The sequence below is a fragment of the Amycolatopsis sp. NPDC004747 genome (genome assembly GCF_053601335.1).
Genome location: NZ_JBSGBQ010000052.1, coordinates 1 through 18,255 on the forward strand (window position 1 = coordinate 1; position 18,255 = coordinate 18,255).

At 72.1% G+C, this 18,255-nt stretch carries 13 protein-coding genes; 1 reads left to right on the forward strand and 12 read right to left on the reverse strand.

Annotated features, from left to right (window positions below):
* Positions 1-88: 88 nt before the first annotated feature.
* The 3 genes from ACWEGE_RS44375 to ACWEGE_RS44385 form a co-directional block, all read right to left on the reverse strand.
* Positions 89-1,357, reverse strand: a complete 1,269-nt coding sequence (locus ACWEGE_RS44375; protein ID WP_449666534.1) for an IS110 family transposase — start codon at positions 1,355-1,357, stop codon at positions 89-91.
* 244 nt (positions 1,358-1,601) lie between these two features.
* Positions 1,602-2,678: an alpha/beta hydrolase gene (locus ACWEGE_RS44380; RefSeq protein ID WP_449666535.1), complete on the reverse strand. Its 1,077-nt coding sequence runs from the start codon at positions 2,676-2,678 to the stop codon at positions 1,602-1,604.
* A complete protein-coding gene (locus ACWEGE_RS44385; RefSeq protein ID WP_449666536.1) occupies positions 2,672-4,207 on the reverse strand; it encodes a twin-arginine translocation signal domain-containing protein in 1,536 nt (511 codons plus the stop codon). The genes ACWEGE_RS44380 and ACWEGE_RS44385 overlap by 7 nt, the downstream gene beginning before the upstream one ends.
* A 68-nt stretch (positions 4,208-4,275) precedes the next feature.
* On the opposite strand from ACWEGE_RS44385, the gene ACWEGE_RS44390 reads away from it, so the two are divergent.
* The gene (locus ACWEGE_RS44390; protein WP_449666537.1) at positions 4,276-4,704 is read left to right on the forward strand and encodes a hypothetical protein; all 429 of its coding nucleotides are present in this window, start codon (positions 4,276-4,278) and stop codon (positions 4,702-4,704) included.
* Here the strand turns inward: ACWEGE_RS44390 and ACWEGE_RS44395 are convergent.
* The 9 genes from ACWEGE_RS44395 to ACWEGE_RS44435 all read right to left on the reverse strand — a co-directional run bounded on the left by ACWEGE_RS44395 (position 4,701) and on the right by ACWEGE_RS44435 (position 18,240).
* Complete coding sequence (locus ACWEGE_RS44395; RefSeq protein ID WP_449666538.1) at positions 4,701-6,812, reverse strand: 3-hydroxyacyl-CoA dehydrogenase NAD-binding domain-containing protein; 2,112 nt, start codon at positions 6,810-6,812, stop codon at positions 4,701-4,703. The two genes, ACWEGE_RS44390 and ACWEGE_RS44395, sit on opposite strands and share 4 nt — an antisense overlap.
* Positions 6,812-8,002 (reverse strand): thiolase family protein, encoded by a 1,191-nt coding sequence (locus ACWEGE_RS44400; RefSeq protein ID WP_449666570.1) that lies wholly within the window; start codon positions 8,000-8,002, stop codon positions 6,812-6,814. The genes ACWEGE_RS44395 and ACWEGE_RS44400 overlap by 1 nt, the downstream gene beginning before the upstream one ends.
* A gap of 188 nt (positions 8,003-8,190) precedes the next feature.
* Positions 8,191-8,820: a DUF998 domain-containing protein gene (locus ACWEGE_RS44405; protein WP_449666539.1), complete on the reverse strand. Its 630-nt coding sequence runs from the start codon at positions 8,818-8,820 to the stop codon at positions 8,191-8,193.
* Between the two features lie 60 nt (positions 8,821-8,880).
* On the reverse strand, positions 8,881-10,131 hold the full coding sequence (locus tag ACWEGE_RS44410; RefSeq protein WP_449666540.1) for a hypothetical protein: 1,251 nt from the start codon (positions 10,129-10,131) through the stop codon (positions 8,881-8,883).
* Positions 10,132-10,161: 30 nt separating this feature from the next.
* Positions 10,162-11,766 (reverse strand): allophanate hydrolase, encoded by a 1,605-nt coding sequence (locus ACWEGE_RS44415; RefSeq protein ID WP_449666541.1) that lies wholly within the window; start codon positions 11,764-11,766, stop codon positions 10,162-10,164.
* Positions 11,763-15,296, reverse strand: a complete 3,534-nt coding sequence (uca, locus tag ACWEGE_RS44420; RefSeq protein ID WP_449666542.1) for an urea carboxylase — start codon at positions 15,294-15,296, stop codon at positions 11,763-11,765. Before uca ends, ACWEGE_RS44415 begins: the two co-directional genes overlap by 4 nt.
* Complete coding sequence (locus ACWEGE_RS44425; RefSeq protein WP_449666543.1) at positions 15,293-15,928, reverse strand: urea amidolyase associated protein UAAP2; 636 nt, start codon at positions 15,926-15,928, stop codon at positions 15,293-15,295. The genes uca and ACWEGE_RS44425 overlap by 4 nt, the downstream gene beginning before the upstream one ends.
* Positions 15,925-16,758: an urea amidolyase associated protein UAAP1 gene (locus tag ACWEGE_RS44430; RefSeq protein WP_449666544.1), complete on the reverse strand. Its 834-nt coding sequence runs from the start codon at positions 16,756-16,758 to the stop codon at positions 15,925-15,927. Before ACWEGE_RS44430 ends, ACWEGE_RS44425 begins: the two co-directional genes overlap by 4 nt.
* A gap of 12 nt (positions 16,759-16,770) precedes the next feature.
* A complete protein-coding gene (locus ACWEGE_RS44435) occupies positions 16,771-18,240 on the reverse strand; it encodes an amino acid permease (RefSeq protein ID WP_449666545.1) in 1,470 nt (489 codons plus the stop codon).
* Positions 18,241-18,255 lie beyond the last annotated feature (15 nt).

The window sequence follows — 18,255 nt, forward strand, 5'->3', positions numbered from 1 at the left end:
TGATGCCCCTCTGATCCGAAAATGGGTCTTGGGTGGCATGCGTCAGCATCCGGCGTAGCGGAGCGGAGCCGGATTGGGGTGGTGGGGTTCAGGCGGCGGGTTCGAGGGTGACTTTGTATCCGAGTGCTTCGAGCTGGCGGATGTGGTTGTGTTTGCGCTGGTCGGGGTGGGTGTGGGCGGTGTGGAAGTCGGGGCCGAGGTCGCGGAAGCGGGTGCCGGGTTCGGTGAGCAGGTGCCAGACGATGACGAGGATGGAGCGGCCGACGGCGACGATGGCGCGTTTCTTGCCGCGTCGTCTGGCGATGCGCCGGTAGCGTTCGCCGAGGAAAGTGTTGGTTTTGCCGGCGGCGACGGCGGCCTCGCCGAGGGCTCGGGCGAGGTAGGGGTTGCCGTGCCCGGTGCTGCCGGTGCCTTTTTTGCGGCCGGCGGATTCCTTGACGGTGGGCGCGAACCGGGCCCAGGACACCAGATGCCCGGCGGTCGGGAAGTGGCTCATGTCCCTCCCGGTCTCCGCGATGATCACGGCCGCGGTGGTGGGGCCGATGCCGGGGATCTCAGCCAGCCGGCCGACCGCGTCGGCGAAAGGGATGATCTGCTCACCGATCCGGTCTTCGACCGCGGCGATGTCGGTGTTGATCGCGTCGATGCGTCCCAGCATCCGGGTCAGCAGGAACGCGTGATGGTCGGTGAAGTGCCCGGTGAACGCCTCTTCCAGCAAGGTGATCTTGGTGCGCATCCGGGTCCGTGCCAGCTGCGCGAGGACCTTCGGGTCTCGTTCCCCGGCGATCAGGGCGGCCATCATGTCGCGGCCGGAGACTCCGAAGATGTCCGAGGCCACGACCGACAGTTTGATGCAGGCGTCCTCGAGTAGTTTCTCCACCCGGTTCTTCTCCGCGCCGCGGGCGTTGACCAGGTCGATGCGGTAGCGGGTCAGATCCCGCAACCGGCGGATCGGCGGTGGTGGGACCAGGCTGGGCCGGATCATCTGCCGCTCGGCGACCTTGCACAACCACACCGCATCCAGGGTGTCGGTCTTGGGCCGGCCGGGCAGGTGCTTGACGTCGCGGGCGTTGACCAGCCAAGTGTCGAAACCGTGGGCTTCCAGCAGGTAGAAGACCGGTTTCCAGTAGTCCGACGTGGCCTCCATGACCACCCTGCCGACCCGCAGCTCACGCAATCGGTCGGCCAGCAGCAGCACCGCCCGGGTCATCGTCGGATGAGTGGTGATCTCCTGCAGCCGCCGTCCCGGCCTGCGCTCGTCGGGAACCCGCACACAACACACCAGCTCGGCCTTGCCGATGTCCAGCGCCGCGACCCGCGCGACGATTTCCTCGGTGTCCTCAGATTCGGTCAGCATCCCGTGCTCCTCACCGCTGCCGCTGCGGTCGCCCGCGGGAGCCACCAGGCAAAGTCTGCGAATCTGATCCGCGTGCTCGAAGCAACACTGAAGAGCCCAAGGCGTGGCCCCCGGCGTCCCGCTGATCAACGGCCTCCAACGACCACAGAGCTACGACGTCAGCGAGCGACCAACCCCATTTTCAACCCCGAACGAGCGCCCCGCCAGGGGCACACCCAGCTGATCACGCGAGATTCCCCTGCAGTCACGCGTGATGCCCCAGGGCGAGGGCGGCGCGGAGGACTCCGGCGGCGTGGAGCATGGCCGCGCGGGCGTCCGGGTCCACGCCGACTCGGTTGGCGAAGCCGTGGAGCTGGCCTTCGTGACGGCGGTGGACCAGCGGGACTCCCGCCGAAGCGAGCCGGCGGGCGTAGGCCTCGCCTTCGTCGCGGAGGAGGTCGAAGCCGCACGTGGCGACGTACGTCGGGGGGAGGCCGTCGAGGGTCTCGTCGTAGAGGACCGAGGCTCGCGGGTCCCGATAGGACTCCGGGTCGCGGAGGTACTGCGCGCGGTACCAGGCCCACTCGTCGCGGTCGAGGCGGAAGCCCGAGCCGAACTGCCGGTGCGACGGCGACTCCCCGAGCGCGTCCGTCGCCGGGGTGAGCAGGAGGCTGAACGCCGGGCGGGGCAGTTCGGCGCGGGCCGCCGCGTGGGCGACCACCGCCGCCAGGTTGCCGCCGCTGCTGTCGCCGCCCACCGCCAGCCGGGCCGGGTCGATGCCGAACTCCTCCGCGTGGGAAGAGACGAAGGCGAACGCCGCCACCGCGTCCGAGGCCGCCGCGGGGAACGGGTGTTCCGGGGCGAGCCGGTAGCCGATCGACACCACCCGCACCCCGGCTTCCTCGGCGAGCAGCCGGCACGCGCCTTCGTGCGTGTCGATGCTGCCGAGCACGAACCCGCCGCCGTGGAAGTACACGATCGCCGGGCCGGGCGCCGGGACGCCGGCCGGCTCGTACCACCGCAGCGGCAGCGGCCCGCCCGGCCCGGGCCACGACGAGTCGCGGGTCCGGACGCCGGGGCAGATCCCGGCGCCGGCCAGCGCCCCCGCCAGGTTCAGCTCGGCCCGCGCCCGCACCAGGCTGCCGTTCTGGTGCGGCGCGTCGAACGGCGCGAAGCGCGACACCCGCATGAGCACCTGGGCGGTGAGGACCGGCTGACGGCCGTCGACGACGACCGGGCGCCCGGCGATCACCCGCAGCACCGGCGACGGCAGCCGGAGCAGGAAGCGCAACCCGGCCATGATCGACCGCACGAGCAGCCGGCGGGACAGTCCATTCAGCACAGGTCCACAAATATCGGATTCGCGTACAACCACAAGTCCTCGAACGGGTTCGCCTGCCCGACGGTGTCCGGTGTGGGCTCCGCATCGCCGTTCGACCCGCGGATCCGGAAGTAGAACGGGTCCCGCACGTTCCGGAAGGTGTGCCGGAAGACCACCTGCCGCCCGGGCGCCCACCGCGGCTCGAACGACTCCACGACCCGCGTGCCCGGCGCGGTCATCGCGTCGCGGTCGGCGACCGGGCCGGTCACCGGGCCCGAGACGACGTCCAGGCGGGCCAGCCGCGGCACCGAGCCGCCGCCGTTCGGCCGGTCCGCCAGCCGCGCGCGGACCACCACCGTGACGTCGGAGCCCCGCCGCACCCGCAGGCGTCCACCCAGCGTGACGGCGGAACCACCGCCGTGCGCCTCGACCTCGAGGCCCTGGACGAGCCCGCCGTGCGTCAGCCAGATCCGCCCGGCCCGCAGGCCCTCCAGCACGCCTTCGAGGCTGCGCCGCGTGACGCCGACGTAGGTGCGGCTGAACTCGCCGGGGTAGAAGTCCGCGTACGGCGCGAGCAGCTGCGGCGTTCCGGTGTCGAGCGGGTCGGGGAACCTGCCGTGCGTGTCGTACCAGTCGCCCGGCACGTCCGGGCGGACCAGCGTGTCGCCGCGGTTGTAGTGCGAGTCGGAGTTCGTGGTGATCCACCACGGCTTCCCCTCGGCGAGCAGCGAATCCCACAGCCCGCCGACCTTCGCCGTCGCCCAGTCCCAGCCGCCGTGCGTCCGGTAGGCCTCGGCCGGGAAGCCCGGCCACGAGTTCGCGCCGGGGCTGTTGGCGTAGCCGCCGCGCGCGCCGCCGTTGCCGAGCGGCTTCGGGAAGCCGTCGGCCTGCGCGCCGGGCGCACCCTCCATGCCGATGACGATGCCCGGCGCGGCGTCGCGGTAGGCCCGCAGCTCGTGCGGGGCGACGCGGCCGTTGCGCAGGGGGTGGTTGATCAGCACGACCGGCGCGTGGATCCGCCGCGCGCGTTCTTCGTCGGCGAGCCAGCGCAACGCCCGCAGGGCGAGGGCCTCGTTCGCCGGGCTCGACGCCTCCGAGTTCGTCAGCCGCCAGTCGAAGGACCGCTCGAACTCGCGCAGCTTGGCCGCCTGCGCCGAACCGGCCTGGAAGAAGACGGTCGCGTGCTCGGCGCCCGGGACGTTCCACTCCATGCCGTGCCACAGCAGCAGGTCCGGGTACTTCCGCCGGGCGGCGAGGAAGTCGGCCTCGGTCGGCTCGACCGACACCTTCTCGTGCTCGGCGTGGCCGTGGTCGGTGAAGACGATCCAGTCCGCGCCGTGCGCCCGCCCGCCGCGCGCGATGTCCTCGATCTGGTACATCGCGTCGTAGGAGTACTGGCTGTGCGTGTGGTGGTCGCCGACCAGCCACTGGTAGCGGCCGCACACCCGGCCCGCGTCGAGGTCGGGGAGAGCGGGAGCGGGGAGGGGCACGCTCGCGGCGGCAGCCGCGAGGCCGGCACCCTTGAGGAAGCGGCGTCGATCGGTGGTCACGGCGGGACGCTAAGCCGCCGGGGTGAACGGGCGGTGTCCCGGCGGCCAACTGTGCTGTGATCTTCGGTGTGGAGGAGAAACCCCTGGCGCGGGTGCTGCCGCCGGTGATCGCGCTGGCACTCGCCGCAGGCGTCGGGCTGGCGTTCTTCGTCGCCGCGCTCGTCCGGCCGCCCGAACTGCCGGTGGACACGAACCCCGCACCGCTGGCCGGGCACACGCTGTGCGCGGCGGTCGTCGTGACGTTCCTGTCCGAAGAGGACATGCGGGCGGCGGTGCCGTCGTTCCACGACGACCCGAAGGCCCGGCGGGTGTTCCTCGACCCGCCGTCGGTCTCCCTGCTCGCCGTCCCGGGCACCGAGCTGAAGGCGTGGGCGCTCCAGCTGCACGCCCGCTACCGGACCGCCGAGCGGGTGACGGTGATCGACTCCGACGCGACGGCGGCGCAGCTGAACCTCACCGCGCCGCCGCCGAAGTGCCCTCGTGAGGGCGAGTACTAGACCGTCGGGACCGAAGCCACGCCCGGGGCGAGGAACGGCTTGCCGTTCACGCGCTCGGACACCCCCGAGCGGTCCAGGTACGGCGTGATGCCGCCGTTCCAGAACGGCCAGCCCGCGCCGAGGATCAGGCACAGGTCGATGTCCTGCGCCTCGGCGACCACGCCCTCGTCGAGCATGATCCGGATCTCCTCGGCGATCGCGGACAGCGCCCGGTCACGCACCTCCTCCGAGGTGGACGGCTTGTCACCCTGCGTCCACAGCTCGACGACCTCGGGGTCGGCCGACTGGTTGCCCTGGTCGTCCCAGACCCAGACGCCCTTCTTTCCCGCCTTGACGAACTTCGCGAGGTTCTCGGACACGGTGAACCGGTCCGGGAACGCCTCGTGCAGCGTCTCGCCGACGTGCAGGGCGATGGCCGGGCCGACGAGCTGCATCAGCGTCAGCGGCGTCATCGGCAGGCCGAGCGGCTCCAGTGCCTTGTCGGCGACGTCGAACGGCGTGCCCTCGTCGACGGTCACCAGCACCTCGCCGAGGAAGCGCAGCAGCAGCCGGTTGACGACGAACGCCGAAGCGTCCTTCACCAGCACGCTGGACTTCTTCAGCTGCTTGCCGACCGAGAACGCCGTCGCCAGGGAAGCGTCGTCGGTCTGCTCGCCGCGGACGATCTCCAGCAGCGGCAGCACGGCCACCGGGTTGAAGAAGTGGAAGCCCACGACCCGCTCGGGGTGCTGCAGCTTCGACGCCATCGCGGTGATCGACAGCGACGAGGTGTTCGTCGCCAGGATCGCCTCGGGCTTGACGTGCTGCTCCAGCTCGGCGAACACCTGCTGCTTGACGCCCAGCTCCTCGAAGACGGCTTCGATGACGAAGTCGGCGTCGGCGAACGCGGCCTTGTCGAGCGAGCCGGTGACCAGGGCCTTGAGCCGGTTCGCGCCGTCCGGGGAGACGCGCTTCTTGGCCAGGAGCTTGTCGATCTCGGCGTGGACGTACCCGACGCCCTTGTCGACGCGTTCCTGGTCGACGTCGGTGAGCACGACCGGCACCTTCAGACGGCGGACGAACAGCAGCGCGAGCTGGCTGGCCATCAGGCCGGCGCCGACGATGCCGACCTTGTTCACCTTGCGGGCCAGCGACTTGTCCGGCGCGCCCGCCGGGCGCTTGGCGCGCTTGTTGACCAGGTTGAACGAGTACAGCCCGGCGCGCAGGACGTCGGACATGAGCAGCTCGGCGAGCCCGTCGGTCTCGGCCGCGTAGCCGCGGTCGAGGTCGTTTTCCTTCGCAAGTGCGAGGAGTTCCACGGCCTTGGTCGCGCCCGGCGAGGCGCCGTGCGTACGGCCGTCCACAATGGACTTGGCCCGGGCGATGGCGGCGTCCCAGGCCGAACCGCGGTCGATCTCGCGGCGAACCGGGGTGATCTCGCCGTTCACGACGCGAGCCAGCCACAGCAGCGACTGCTCGAGGTAGTCGGCCGAGCCGAAGACCTCGTCGACGATGCCGAGCTCGGCCGCCTGCTTGACGTTCAGCATCTTGTTCTGCGCCAGGGCGTTCTCGATGATCACCGTGACGGCCGCGTCCGCGCCGATGAGGTTCGGCAGCAGCTGCGTGCCGCCCCAGCCCGGGAACAGGCCGAGGAAGACCTCGGGGAACGCGATCGCGGCGGTGTTCTCCGACAGCGTCCGGTAGTGGCAGGACAGCGCCAGCTCCAGGCCGCCGCCCATGACCGCGCCGTTCACGAACCCGAACGTCGGGATCTTCGACTCGGTCAGGCGGCGGAACACGTCGTGCCCGGTCTGGGCGATCTCGCGCGCCAGCTTCGGGTCGCTGACCTGCTCGACACCGGACAGGTCGGCGCCGACGGCGAAGATGAACGGCTTGCCGGTGACGGCGATCGCGGCGGGCTCGGCGGCGAAGGCCTCGTCCAGCGCGGTGTTCAGCGACACCAGGCCCTGCGGGCCGAAGGTGTTCGGCCGGGTGTGGTCGTGGCCGTTGTCGAGCGTGATCAGCGCGACCTGCTTGGCGAGACCCGGCACCTTGACCAGGCGGGTCTTCGCGTGGGTGACGACCTCGTCCGGGAACGCGGCCTTCGCTTCTTCAGCGGTGAAAGTCATTACTTCGCCCCCTCAAAGGCCGGGTTCTCCCAGATCACGGTGCCGCCCATGCCGATCCCGATGCACATCGTGGTCATGCCGTACCGGACGTCGGGCCGCTCGGCGAACTGGCGGGCCAGCTGCGTCATGAGCCGGACGCCGGAGGAGGCCAGCGGGTGGCCGCACGCGATGGCGCCGCCCCACTGGTTCACGCGTGGGTCTTCGTCGTCGATGCCGAAGTGGTCGAGGAAGGCCAGCACCTGCACGGCGAAGGCCTCGTTGATCTCGAACAGGCCGATGTCGTCGATCGACAGGCCGGTGCGCTTGAACAGCTTCTCGGTGGCCGGCACCGGGCCGATGCCCATGACCTCCGGCTCGACGCCGGCGAAGGAGTAGCCGACCAGCCGCATGGCGACCGGCAGGCCCAGCTCGCGGGCGGTGTCCTCGTCGGCGAGGAGCGAGGCGGTGGCGCCGTCGTTGAGGCCGGCCGCGTTGCCCGCGGTGACCCGGCCGAACGGGCGGAACGGCGTCTTGAGGTTCGCCAGCTGCTCGACGGTGGTGCCCGGCCGCGGCGGCTCGTCCTCAGTGGCCAGCCCCCAGCCGAGTTCCTTCGACCGGGTGGCGACCGGGACCAGCTCGGGACCGATCTTGCCGGTCTTGACGGCCTCGGCGTAGCGCTCCTGGCTGCGCGCGGCGTAGGCGTCGGTGCGCTGCTTGGTGATCGCCGGGAAGCGGTCGTGCAGGTTCTCGGCGGTCTGGCCCATGACGAGCGCGGTCGGGTCGACCAGCTTGTCGGCGATGATCCGCGGGTTCGGGTCGACACCCTCGCCCATCGGGTGGCGGCCCATGTGCTCGACGCCGCCGGCGATGGCGATGTCGTAGGCGCCGAAGCCGATGCCGGACGCGGCGGTGGTGACGGCCGTCATGGCGCCGGCGCACATGCGGTCGATGGCGAAGCCGGGCACCGACTTGGGCAGCCCGGCCAGCAGCGCGGCGGTCCGGCCGATGGTCAGGCCCTGGTCGCCGGTCTGGGTGGTGGCGGCGATGGCCACCTCGTCGACGCGCTCGGGCGGCAGTTCGGGGTGCCGCCGCAGCAGCTCACGGATGGCGTTGACGACCAGGTCGTCGGCCCGGGTCCCGGCGTAGATGCCCTTGTCGCCGGCCTTGCCGAAGGGGGTGCGGACCCCCTCGACGAAGGCGACATTGCGCACGCCCCGCGCGTTCGGCGCGAGCGGCGTTGCTGGTGCGGCCACGAATGCTCCATCAAGTAGACGTCTTTGACTCGTTCGGGGGCTCCGGGTGGCGGAGCCCCCGGCCCGGGGCGGAGCCCCGGTTGTCACAGCCGCACGATAGCCCTTGTTACCCACCGGTAACCAGTGGTGTGGCCCGGTCGAGTGGGCTACGGCACACTCTTGGGCTTCAGCGTCCCGCCTTTGACGGCCCAGGCGACGCCGAACGCCTCCACGGCGACGGCCTCCAGCCACAGTGCCGGGTGCAGGTCCGGGGTCAGCCCGAGGTACTTGGCCCCGGCGATGAGCACCAGGCAGACGAGGATCACGCCGCCGCAGACCCGGTAGAGGGCGCCGAACTTCTCGGGCTGTTCGCCGTCGTGCGGGAAGAGGCGGAGGCAGAAATACGCGAGGGAGAGGAAGAACACGGCCGCGAAGGCGAGGTGCAGGACGCCGGCGGTCCGGTCCCACGCCGTGACGTCGTGGTCGGGGGTGGTCGGGAACAGGGCGAGCCCGATCGCCCCCAGCCCGGCGATGGTGCTGACGATGTTGTCGATGTAGTCGTGGCCGTAGTAGGCGAGGAGGAACACGCCGACCGCGCACATCGCGCCGACCAGGACGTCCCGCAGGCCGGTGTAGTAGTAGCTGCTCAGCGAGCCGAGGAGGTCGCCACCCTGGACGAGCTGCTTGCCGAGGATGAGCACGAACGGCAGCGCGAGGCCGATGAGGCCGATGGCGCGCCGGAGGAACAGGTACGAGTGGACGAGGGTGTTCTGCGGGGATCTGGTCGCCGTGGTCATGGCCGCCTCCGAGGGTTCACTCAGGTGGATCGGCGGCGAAGTGCCCAGGGGTGAGGCTTGTTACCGCGCAGTTGTCCAAGTTCTCAGCTGATCGTTACGGAGTTCGGCGCAGGTGCCGTCGCGGTGGGCGGTGGGGGTGAAGCCTTCGAGGACTCCGATTCGGGCGCCTTCGGCCGGGTTCCAGACTTCGAGCCCGGTTTCGGCAGTGACGTACAGGAGGCCGCTGTGGGCCCACATCCGTCCGGTGGGCCCGGCGAACATCCCGGTGCGGCGCCCGGTCCCGGCGTCGTAGAGCTCGACGCCGTCGAGCATCTGCTGCCAAGAGGCGCCCATGCGCTGGATGGCGACGGTGGTGTCGTCCAGCCAGACGATCGGCTGGTCCCAGTCGCTGCTGCGACCGGGGGTGAGATGCCGGCCGGTCTCGGCCGCGTGGACATCGCCGGCGAGCCATGCCCTGACGTCCACCACCAGCGGGGAACCCACCGGCATCCAGACCCAGCCGTCCACGACGAGCAGCCGTTCGGACGGGCTGACGTGGAGTGCGCCCTGGAAGTAGTCGAGGTAGTGCTCGGGTTCGGGCTCCCCCTTCTGCGGTGCCGCGGTTTCCCGGTCGGTCAGCAGCTCTCCGCTGGGCAGGGCGAACACGTCCAGGCGGTTCCAATCCGTGCCCGCGACGACCTTCGCCGTCTCGCCTTCGCCGAGGAAGGCCAGCGGGAACCGGGTGAATTCGTTGTCGACCCAGTCCCGGTCGAGGTGGACCACGGTGACCCACTCGTCGAGGTCGACGACCGTCGCGAACCGGCCGTAGTCGGAGACGACGGCGGCGAACCTCCCGTCCCGGGAGGTGTGCAGGCCGCGTCGGGGGCGGTCGGGGAAGTCGCGCATGTCCACGGGGTTCTCTTCGGGCAGCTCGACCGGGCCGACGAGCCACTGGTCGTCGTCGGTGATGCGGACGAAGCCCGCCGCGGTGAGCGCGAGCCAATGGCCGGGCATGGGGGCCAGGCAGCCGTCGTTCAGCGGGCGCACCGGGCAGGGGCGGGTCGACCAGGTGCCGCCGACTTCCCGGTCCCGCACCAGGATTTCGGGCTCGCCGTGCCAGCCCGAGGGGAAGCTCTTCTGGTCGGCCCGATCGGCGCAGGCTTCGCAGACCTCGACCAGCGCGGCCGGGGTGCACTCGGCGCAGACGAGGTCGTAGCGGGTGCCCACGCCGGTCAGGTGGCGGGTGGACGAGGGAGGTTCTTCGACAGCCAGATGCAAACAGGTGCGCAGGGTGCCGATGCGGCCCGGATGGCCGCAAGGCAGGGTGTTCATGACCTCAGTGTCACCCCGCCCCGCAACCCGTTATCCGACGCCGAGGTGTGCCAGCCACCCGCCCTTCGCCGAGATGTCCTCCGCTCCCTCCGTGGCCGACGGCTCGCAGAGGAAGCCCGGGACCCGGGTGCCATCGGCCAGTTCGAGCTTGCCGATCGCCAGTGGCGCCGGGATTCCGGCCACGAACGAGCCGAACCCCGCCGCCGGCAGGTCCCACACCTCCGCGGCGACCGAGACCCCGCCGGATCCCACCCGCACCAAGCCCGGCTTCGGCGGCACCGTGTCCAGCGCGTACAACCGGTACGCCGCCGCCGTCGAGACCGCCGACACGAACCGGCCGCCGCGGGAGGTCAGCTCGTGGTTCAGCGGCTGGCCCCTCAGGTGCGCGCCCACCACCACGATCGGGATGCGTTCGGAACGCAAACCCGCCAGCGCCGTCAGCTTCAGGTCGTCGTGCGGGGCGCCGAGGAGCATCACGCCGAACGGCCGGCCGGCCACCGAGCCGGCCGGGACGGCCAGCGCCGAGAGCCCGAACAGGTTGGTGGCGTTGGTGAACCGGCCCAGGCGGGCGTTGACCGCCACCGGGTCCGCGGCGACTTCGGCGATCGTCGGGTGCTCGGTCGTCGTCGGGAGCAGGAGCGCGTCGACGCCGGCCAGCGCCACCAGCGCTTCGGTTCGCAGGGCCGCCAAGGTTGCCTGGTCGGCGAACAGCCGGTGCGCGGGGATGTCCCGCGCCGGGCCGATGATCGAGCGCACGACCGGATCGACGGCGTCCGGGTGGGCGTCGATGAACTCGCCGACCGCCGTGTACCGCTCGGCGACGAACGCGCCGCCGTACAGCAGCTGGGCCGCCTCCAGGAACGCCGAAATGTCCACAGTGGCCACTTCGGCGCCCGCGGCCGCGTACTCCGCGACAGCCGCATCGAACGCCTCGGCCCAGCCCGGCGCCAGTGGACCCAGCTGGCCCGGGGCCGGGACGCCGAGCCGGAACCGTCCCGTGTGGACCTGCGCGGGCTCGGCCAGGCAGGTCAGCGCGAACGACGCCTCCTCGACCGTCCTGGCGAACAGCGACACGCAGTCGATGCTCGCGCACGCGGGCACCACACCGGCTGTCGGCAGCAGGCCCGGGGTCGGCTTGAGCCCGACGATCCCGTTGAACGCCGCCGGCACCCGGCCCGAGCCCGCGGTGTCCGTCCCCAGCGCCAGGTCCACGATGCCGAGGGCGACCGCCACCGCGGACCCCGAGCTCGACCCGCCGGAGACGTAGGCCGGGTCGACGGCGTTGCGGACTGCGCCGTACGGGCTGCGCGTGCCGACCAGGCCGGTCGCGAACTGGTCCAGGTTGGTGGTGCCGAGCACCAAGGCGCCCGCCGTCCGCAGCCGCGCCACGACCGGCGCGTCGGCCTCCGGTTTGTAGGCGTATTCCGGGCAGGCCGCCGTCGTCGGCAGCCCGGCGACGTCGATGTTGCCCTTGACCGCCACGAGCTTCCCGTACAGCGGCAAGCCGCGTGGCTCCAGTGCCGCGGCCTCGGCCAGAACGTCGGCTTCCGGCCGCAGGTCGATCCAGATCTCCGGCCGGTCGACCTGCTCGATCCGCCGGTAGGCCGCCCGCACCCGCTCTTCGAGGGCGGTCATCCGAGCACCACCAGCGGCGTGCCGGGGGCCACCTGGTCACCGGGGGACACGAGCACCTCGACCACCTCACCGCTCGCCGGCGCGGGGATCCGCGCCTCGGTCTTCATCGCTTCCAGCGTCACCAGCGACTGCGCGTTCTCGACGCGTTCGCCCGCGGTGACGTCGACCCGCCACACCGTCGCCGCGAAGGGCGCCTCGACCACGTGCCCGCCCGGCGGCGCCTCGACCCGCGCCGGCGGCCGGGTGACCGGCTCCGGTTTCGGGTCGAACTCGCCCGCCGCGGCCCACGCCTGCCGTTCCGCCTCGAAGGCGGCCGCCTGGGTGGCCCGGAAGCCGGCGATGCTCTCGGCGTTGTCCGCGAGGAACTTCTGGTAGTCCGCCAGGGCGAAGGAGCCCTCGGTGGTGTCGAGCTCCAGCGTCCCGGACGCGCTCTGCGCCCGCAGGTCAAGCAGCTCCTCGGCCGACACCGGGTACCAGGAGATCCGGTCGAAGAACCGCAGGTTCCACGGCTGCTCCCCGCCGTGCCAGCTGTTCCACACCTGGACCGTGCGCCCGACGAACTGGTAGCCGCCCGGGCCCTCCATGCCGTAGATGCACAGGTAGGCACCGCCGATGCCGACCGAGTTCTCCGCCGTCCACGTCCGGGCCGGGTTGTACTTCGTCGTCACCAGGCGGTGCCGCGGGTCCAGCGGTGTCGCCACCGGCGCGCCGAGGTAGACGTCGCCGAGGCCGAGCACGAGGTACTCCGCGTCGAACACCGTCCGGTACACGTCGTCCACACCGGCCAGCCCGTTGACCCGCCGGATGAACTCGATGTTCCACGGGCACCACGGCGCGTCGTCGCGGACGCCGGTCATGTACCGCTCGATCGCCTCGCGGGTGGCCGGGTCGTCCCACGACAGCGGCAGCCGGACACTGCGGCTCGGCACGACCAGGTCGTGCGTCGGCGGCAGGTCCCGCTCCAGCTCGCGGACCAGCCCGAGGGCCTTGCCGACCGGCAGCGCGTCCGGGTCGACGTGCACCTGCAGCGACCGGATGCCCGGGGTCAGGTCCACGATCCCCGGCACGCCTTCGGCGGCCAGCCGCTCGGCCAGCGCGTGCACCCGCATCCGCAGCGCGAGGTCGAGCTTCATCTCGCCGTACTCGACGAGCAGGTTGTCGTCGCCGCTGCGGCGGTAGGTGACCGACGGCTCGTCCTCCGATGCGGACAGCCGCGCGAGGACGCCGCCGTCCTCGCGTCCGGGGCGGCTCGGCTCGACCGCCGACGCCGGCCGCGTCCGCAGCGCCGCCGCGTGGTCGGTGCCGATCGGCACGAACCGCACGGTGTCACCCGGCCGCAGCTGGCCGAGCTTCCACCGCTCGCCGGTGGCGACCGTCGCCGGGCAGACGAACCCGCCCAGGCTGGGCCCGTCCGGGCCGAGCAGGATCGGCAGGTCGCCGGTGTAGTCGACGGCGCCGATCGCGTACGGCGTGTCGTGGATGTTCGACGGGTGCAGGCCCGCTTCGCCGCCGTCCGGCCGCGCCCACTGCGGCCGCGGCCCGACCAGCCGGACGCCGGTGCGGGCCGAGTTGAAGTGCACCTGCCAGTCCGTGGCGTAGAACGTGTCGACGTCTTCGGGGGTGAAGAACTCGGGGGCCGCGTGCGGGCCTTCGAGCGCGCCGATCGTCCACCGCGGCGCGAACTCCGGCCGGTCGGCGGCCGGGACCGGGCCCACCACCGGGTCCGCGGGCGCCGGCCCGGACCGCAGGACGTCCCCGGCGGCCAGTGCGCGGCCGCCGTGCCCGCCGAACTTGCCCAGCGTGAACGTCGCCGCGCTGCCGAGGAACTCCGGGACGTCGACGCCGCCGCGCACCAGGACGTAGCTGCGCAGCCCGGCCGTGCACGCCCGGACGTCGAGGGTCGCCCCCGCCGGGACTTCGACCGGTGTCCACAGGGGAACCTCGGTGCCGTCGACGAGCACGGTCGTCGGCGCGCCGGTGACGCACACCTCGGTGGCGTGCGAGAACCGCAGCGCGACGCCGTCCACAGTGCACTCCAGGCCGGGTGCGCCCTCCGGGTTGCCGAGCGCGAGGTTGCCCAGCCGCAGCGACCGGTCGTCCATCGGCCCGCTCGGCGGCACCCCGACGGCCCAGTACCCGGTGCGGCCCGGCCAGTCCTGCACGGTCGTCATCGTGCCGCCGCGCAGGACGTCGATCCGCGGCTCCGCGTCCGCGACGTCGTCCAAAGTGGACGTATCGTGCGCCGCGGCCGCGAAATCCGGTTCGGCGGCCGCGGCCCGCAGCTGGCCCAGGTTGGTCTGGACGCCGTCGAACCGGGTGGCGGCGAGCGCTTCCCGGAGGTTCGCCAGCGCGTCGGCGCGGTCGGTGCCGGTGCAGATCACCTTGGCCAGCAACGGGTCGTAGTGCGTGGTGACGTTCGCGCCCGGCTCGACCCACGTGTCCACGCGGGTGCCTGCGGGCAGCGTGACCCGGGTGACGAGACCCGCGCTCGGCCGGTGCCCGGCGCCCGGGTCCTCGGCGTAGACGCGGGCTTCGACGGCGTGCCCGCGGGCGACCGGCACCGCACGGAACATCGCCCGGTCGCCCTGGGCGAGCCGCAGCATCCAGGCGACCAGGTCGACGCCGTAGACCGCCTCGGTGACCGGGTGCTCGACCTGCAGCCGGGTGTTGACCTCGAGGAACGCCGCTTCGCCGCGCTCGGGGTCGTAGACGTACTCGACCGTGCCCGCCGACCGGTACCGCACCGACGAGCACAGCGCGACGGCGGAGTCGACCAGCTGCTTCCGGACGTCTTCGGGCAGCTCGGGTGCCGGGCACTCCTCGACCACCTTCTGGTTGCGCCGCTGCAGCGAGCAGTCGCGGGTGCCCAGGGCGATGACCTCGCCGAAGCCGTCGCCGAACACCTGGACCTCGACGTGCCGCGCGCGGGTCACCAGGCGTTCGAGGAAGACGCCCGAGCTGGCGAAGCTCTTGGCCGCCACGCTGCGCACGGTCTCCCAGGCGGCGCGCAGCTCGTCCGGCGACGCGCACGCGCGCATCCCGATCCCGCCCCCGCCGCCGGTCGCCTTGAGCATCACCGGGTAGCCGATGTCCCCCGCGCGGGCCAGCGCTTCGTCCACATCGGACAGCAGGCCGGTGCCGGCCAGCAGCGGCACGCCGGCCGCGATCGCCGCCTCGCGGGCGGTGTGCTTGCTGCCGAACACCTCCAGGTGCTCCGGGGACGGCCCGGCGAAGGCGATCCCGGCGTCTTCGCAGGCCCGCGCGAACGCCGCGTCCTCCGAGAGGAAGCCGTAGCCGGGGTGGATCGCGTCGCAGCTGGTGTCGAGCGCGGCCTGGATGATCGCCTCGGCCCGAAGGTAGCTTTCCGCCGCGGGTGCCGGGCCGAGCCGGACGGCCCGGTCGGCCAGCCGCACGTGCGGGGCGAGGCGGTCGGCGTCGGAGTACACCGCGACGGTTTCGAGGCCCAGTTCCTTCGCGCTGCGCAGGATGCGGACCGCGATCTCACCGCGGTTGGCGACGAGCAGCCTCACGCGCCGACTCCCGGGGAGATGACGACCATCCGCACCGGCGTCGGGTCGAAGCCGTTGCACGGGTTGTTGATCTGCGGGCAGTTCGACACGAGGACCAGCACGTCGGTCTCCGCGCGCAGCCGGACCTCCAGGCCCGGCGCCGAGATGCCGTCGACGATGCCGAGCGTGCCGTCCGCCTCGACCGGCACGTTCATGTACCAGTTGACGTTGCTGACCAGGTCACGCTTGCCCAGGCCCCACTTGGCGCCCTCGATGAGGAAGTTCTCGACGCAGGCGTGCTGGTACCGGGTGTGCTGGCCGTAGCGGAGGCTGTTGGACTCCTTGCTGCACGCGCCGCCGATGGTGTCGTGGCGCCCGCAGGTGTCGGCGACGACGGTCAGCAGCGGCGCGCCCTCCTGGGTGCGCAGGACACTGCCGGTGGTCAGGAAGATGTTGCCCTGCGCGGCGATCGTCGCGGCCGCGCTGTAGCGCTTCGACGTGTCGTTCGCGTCGTAGCAGAGGAAGTCGACGGCCTGGTTGCCGCCGAGGTCGATGATCGCCAGCTCCTGGCCCTGCTGCAGCACGGTCGAGTACGGCGCCCGCGCGGGCACGTCGACGCTGACTTCCAGCTGGGATTCGTAGGCCGTGCTCATGCGATCCCCCGTGCGGTGAGGTAGTCGGCGGTGTTCTCGAACGCGCGCTGCGCTTCCGGCGTGTGTGTCCACTCCGGACTGTCCGGGGCGGTCGGCCGGTCGCGCCAGGCCAGCACTTCGAGCTTCGACACCGGGTAGTCCGGGCGCGGGTCGACCGGGTGGGCGACGTTGGCGATCAGGACGATCGAGGGGATTTCGATCCGGAGGTCGACGGCCTTGCCCGCGCCCGCGGAGCCGGTGAACTCCAGCCCGCCTTCCGGCTGGACCCGCACGCCCTGGAAGAACGACAGGCTGGGCGGGAGGTCCCGTGGCCCGAGGCCGTTCTTGGCCGCGGCCAGGGTGAACAGCGGCAGGCCGGCGGGGGAGGGGCCCTCCGGGGCACCGTCGCCGTAGCGCTCGGTGTTGCCGTCCACTGTGGACGTCCCGCAGAGGGCGTCGTGGCGCCCGCTCGAGTCCGCGACGATGGTGGCCAGCACCCGCGCCTGGTCCGACAGCAGGGCCACCGACTCGCCGAGGTAGGCATTCCACTGCACCTTGACGGTGTCCGCAACGTTCAGCCGCTCCCAGGGCTGGTCGGCGTTGAACAGCAGCAGGTGCGCGCAGGCGTCGCCGTCGACGTCGGTCAGCCGCAGCCGCGTGCCCCGGGCCAGCACCTTGTGCGTGTACCCGCCGCCGGCCACGGTTTCGGCCCAGGTCAGCGCCTCGGGAGCGACCTCGGCCGGCGGCGTCGGCCAGGTGCTCGCCGGGATCGACGGCATCGTGTCGACCACGGTGCCGGCCTGGGCGCGGGCGTGGTCGCGCGCTCCGTAGGTCGTCGCGGTGGTGCTCATGGTCGTCCTCTCTCAGGTCGCGGGTTCGAGGGCCGGAGCGGGACGCAGCCGCAGCCAGCAGAGCCAGCCGATCACCAGTGCGCCGCCGACGAACTCTATCGGGAACAGGAGCATCCAGGGGGCGCCCGAACCGGCGAGATCATAGATCTCCGCGCGCGGCCAGGCGATGTTGACGATCATGGCGATCCCGTACAGGACGGCTGCTCCGTTCAGCGGTACTCCCCAGCGGCCGAGGGAGAACCGGCCCGGCTCGGCCGGGAACCGCCCGCGCAGCCGGTGCACCAGCAGCGGGCCCGTCACCAGCAGGTAGGCCAGGTACACGATCACCACCGACGTCCCGGTGATCGTGCTGAACAGCGTCGGGTTGCCGACGTTGAGCAGCAGCAGCCCGATGGCCAGCGCGCCGGACAGCAGCGCGGGCGCGACCGGCGTCCCGGTGCGCGGGCTCACCCCGGCGAGGCGGCCGGACGCGGGGAGCGCGCCGTCGCGGGCCATCGCGTAGATCAGCCGGACGGTGCCGGTCTGGATGGTGAGGGTGCAGACGACGACGGCGATCGCGACGTCGGCGAGGAAGACCCGGCCGAGGGTGTCGCCGAAGACGGCGGTGATCACGTACGGCAGGCCCTTGCCGGCGAGCTGCCCGTCGGTGAGGCTCGGCGCGGCCATCAGCGCGGTGACGACCACCGCGAGCCCGCCGATCCCGGAGACGAGCACGGCTCGCAGCACCGCCCGTGGCGCCGTCCGGCGCGCGTCCTTCGTCTCCTCCGCGACCGATGCGGCGGTGTCGAAGCCGTAGAGGACGTACGCCGCCATGAGCGCCGAAGCGAGCACGCCGCCGATCCCGGCGCTGGTGCCGGGCGCGTCGTGGAGCACCACCTGCGGGCCGCGGACGGCGAACAGGAGCAGCCCGGTGACGAGGACGACGACCCCGAGCAGTTCGGCGGCGACGCCGACGTCGTTGATCCGCGCCATCAGCCGGACGCCGCCGGCGTTGACGGCGGTGGTGAAGACGAGCAGCACGGTGCCGAGCAGCACGGCGTTGGCCGCGCCGGTCGGCGACGTCACCGACGGGTCGCCGCCGACGAACTGGAAGCCGTCCCACACCGACGGGAGCACGACCTGCAGCGCGATCGCGGCGGCGGCGAGGGCGACGATGCAGCCGAGCAGCATCATCCAGCCGGCGAGCCAGCCGAGGAACCCCTTGGTCAGCTGTTTCGCCCACTGGTACACGGATCCGGCGAGCGGGTAGCGGGCGGCGAGCTCGGCGAAGTTGAGGGCGACGAGCAGCTGGCCGGCCAGCACGACCGGCCACGTCCAGAAGAAGAGCGGGCCGCCGAAGGTGTAGCCGAAGCCGAAGAGCTGGAAGACGGTGGTGAGGATGGAGACGAAGGAGAACCCGGCGGCGAAGGCGGAGAACCCGCCCAGCGACCGGCGGAGCTCCTGGCGGTAACCGAAGGCGGTGAGTTCGTCGGGTGGCGTCATGCGGACTCCTTGTTT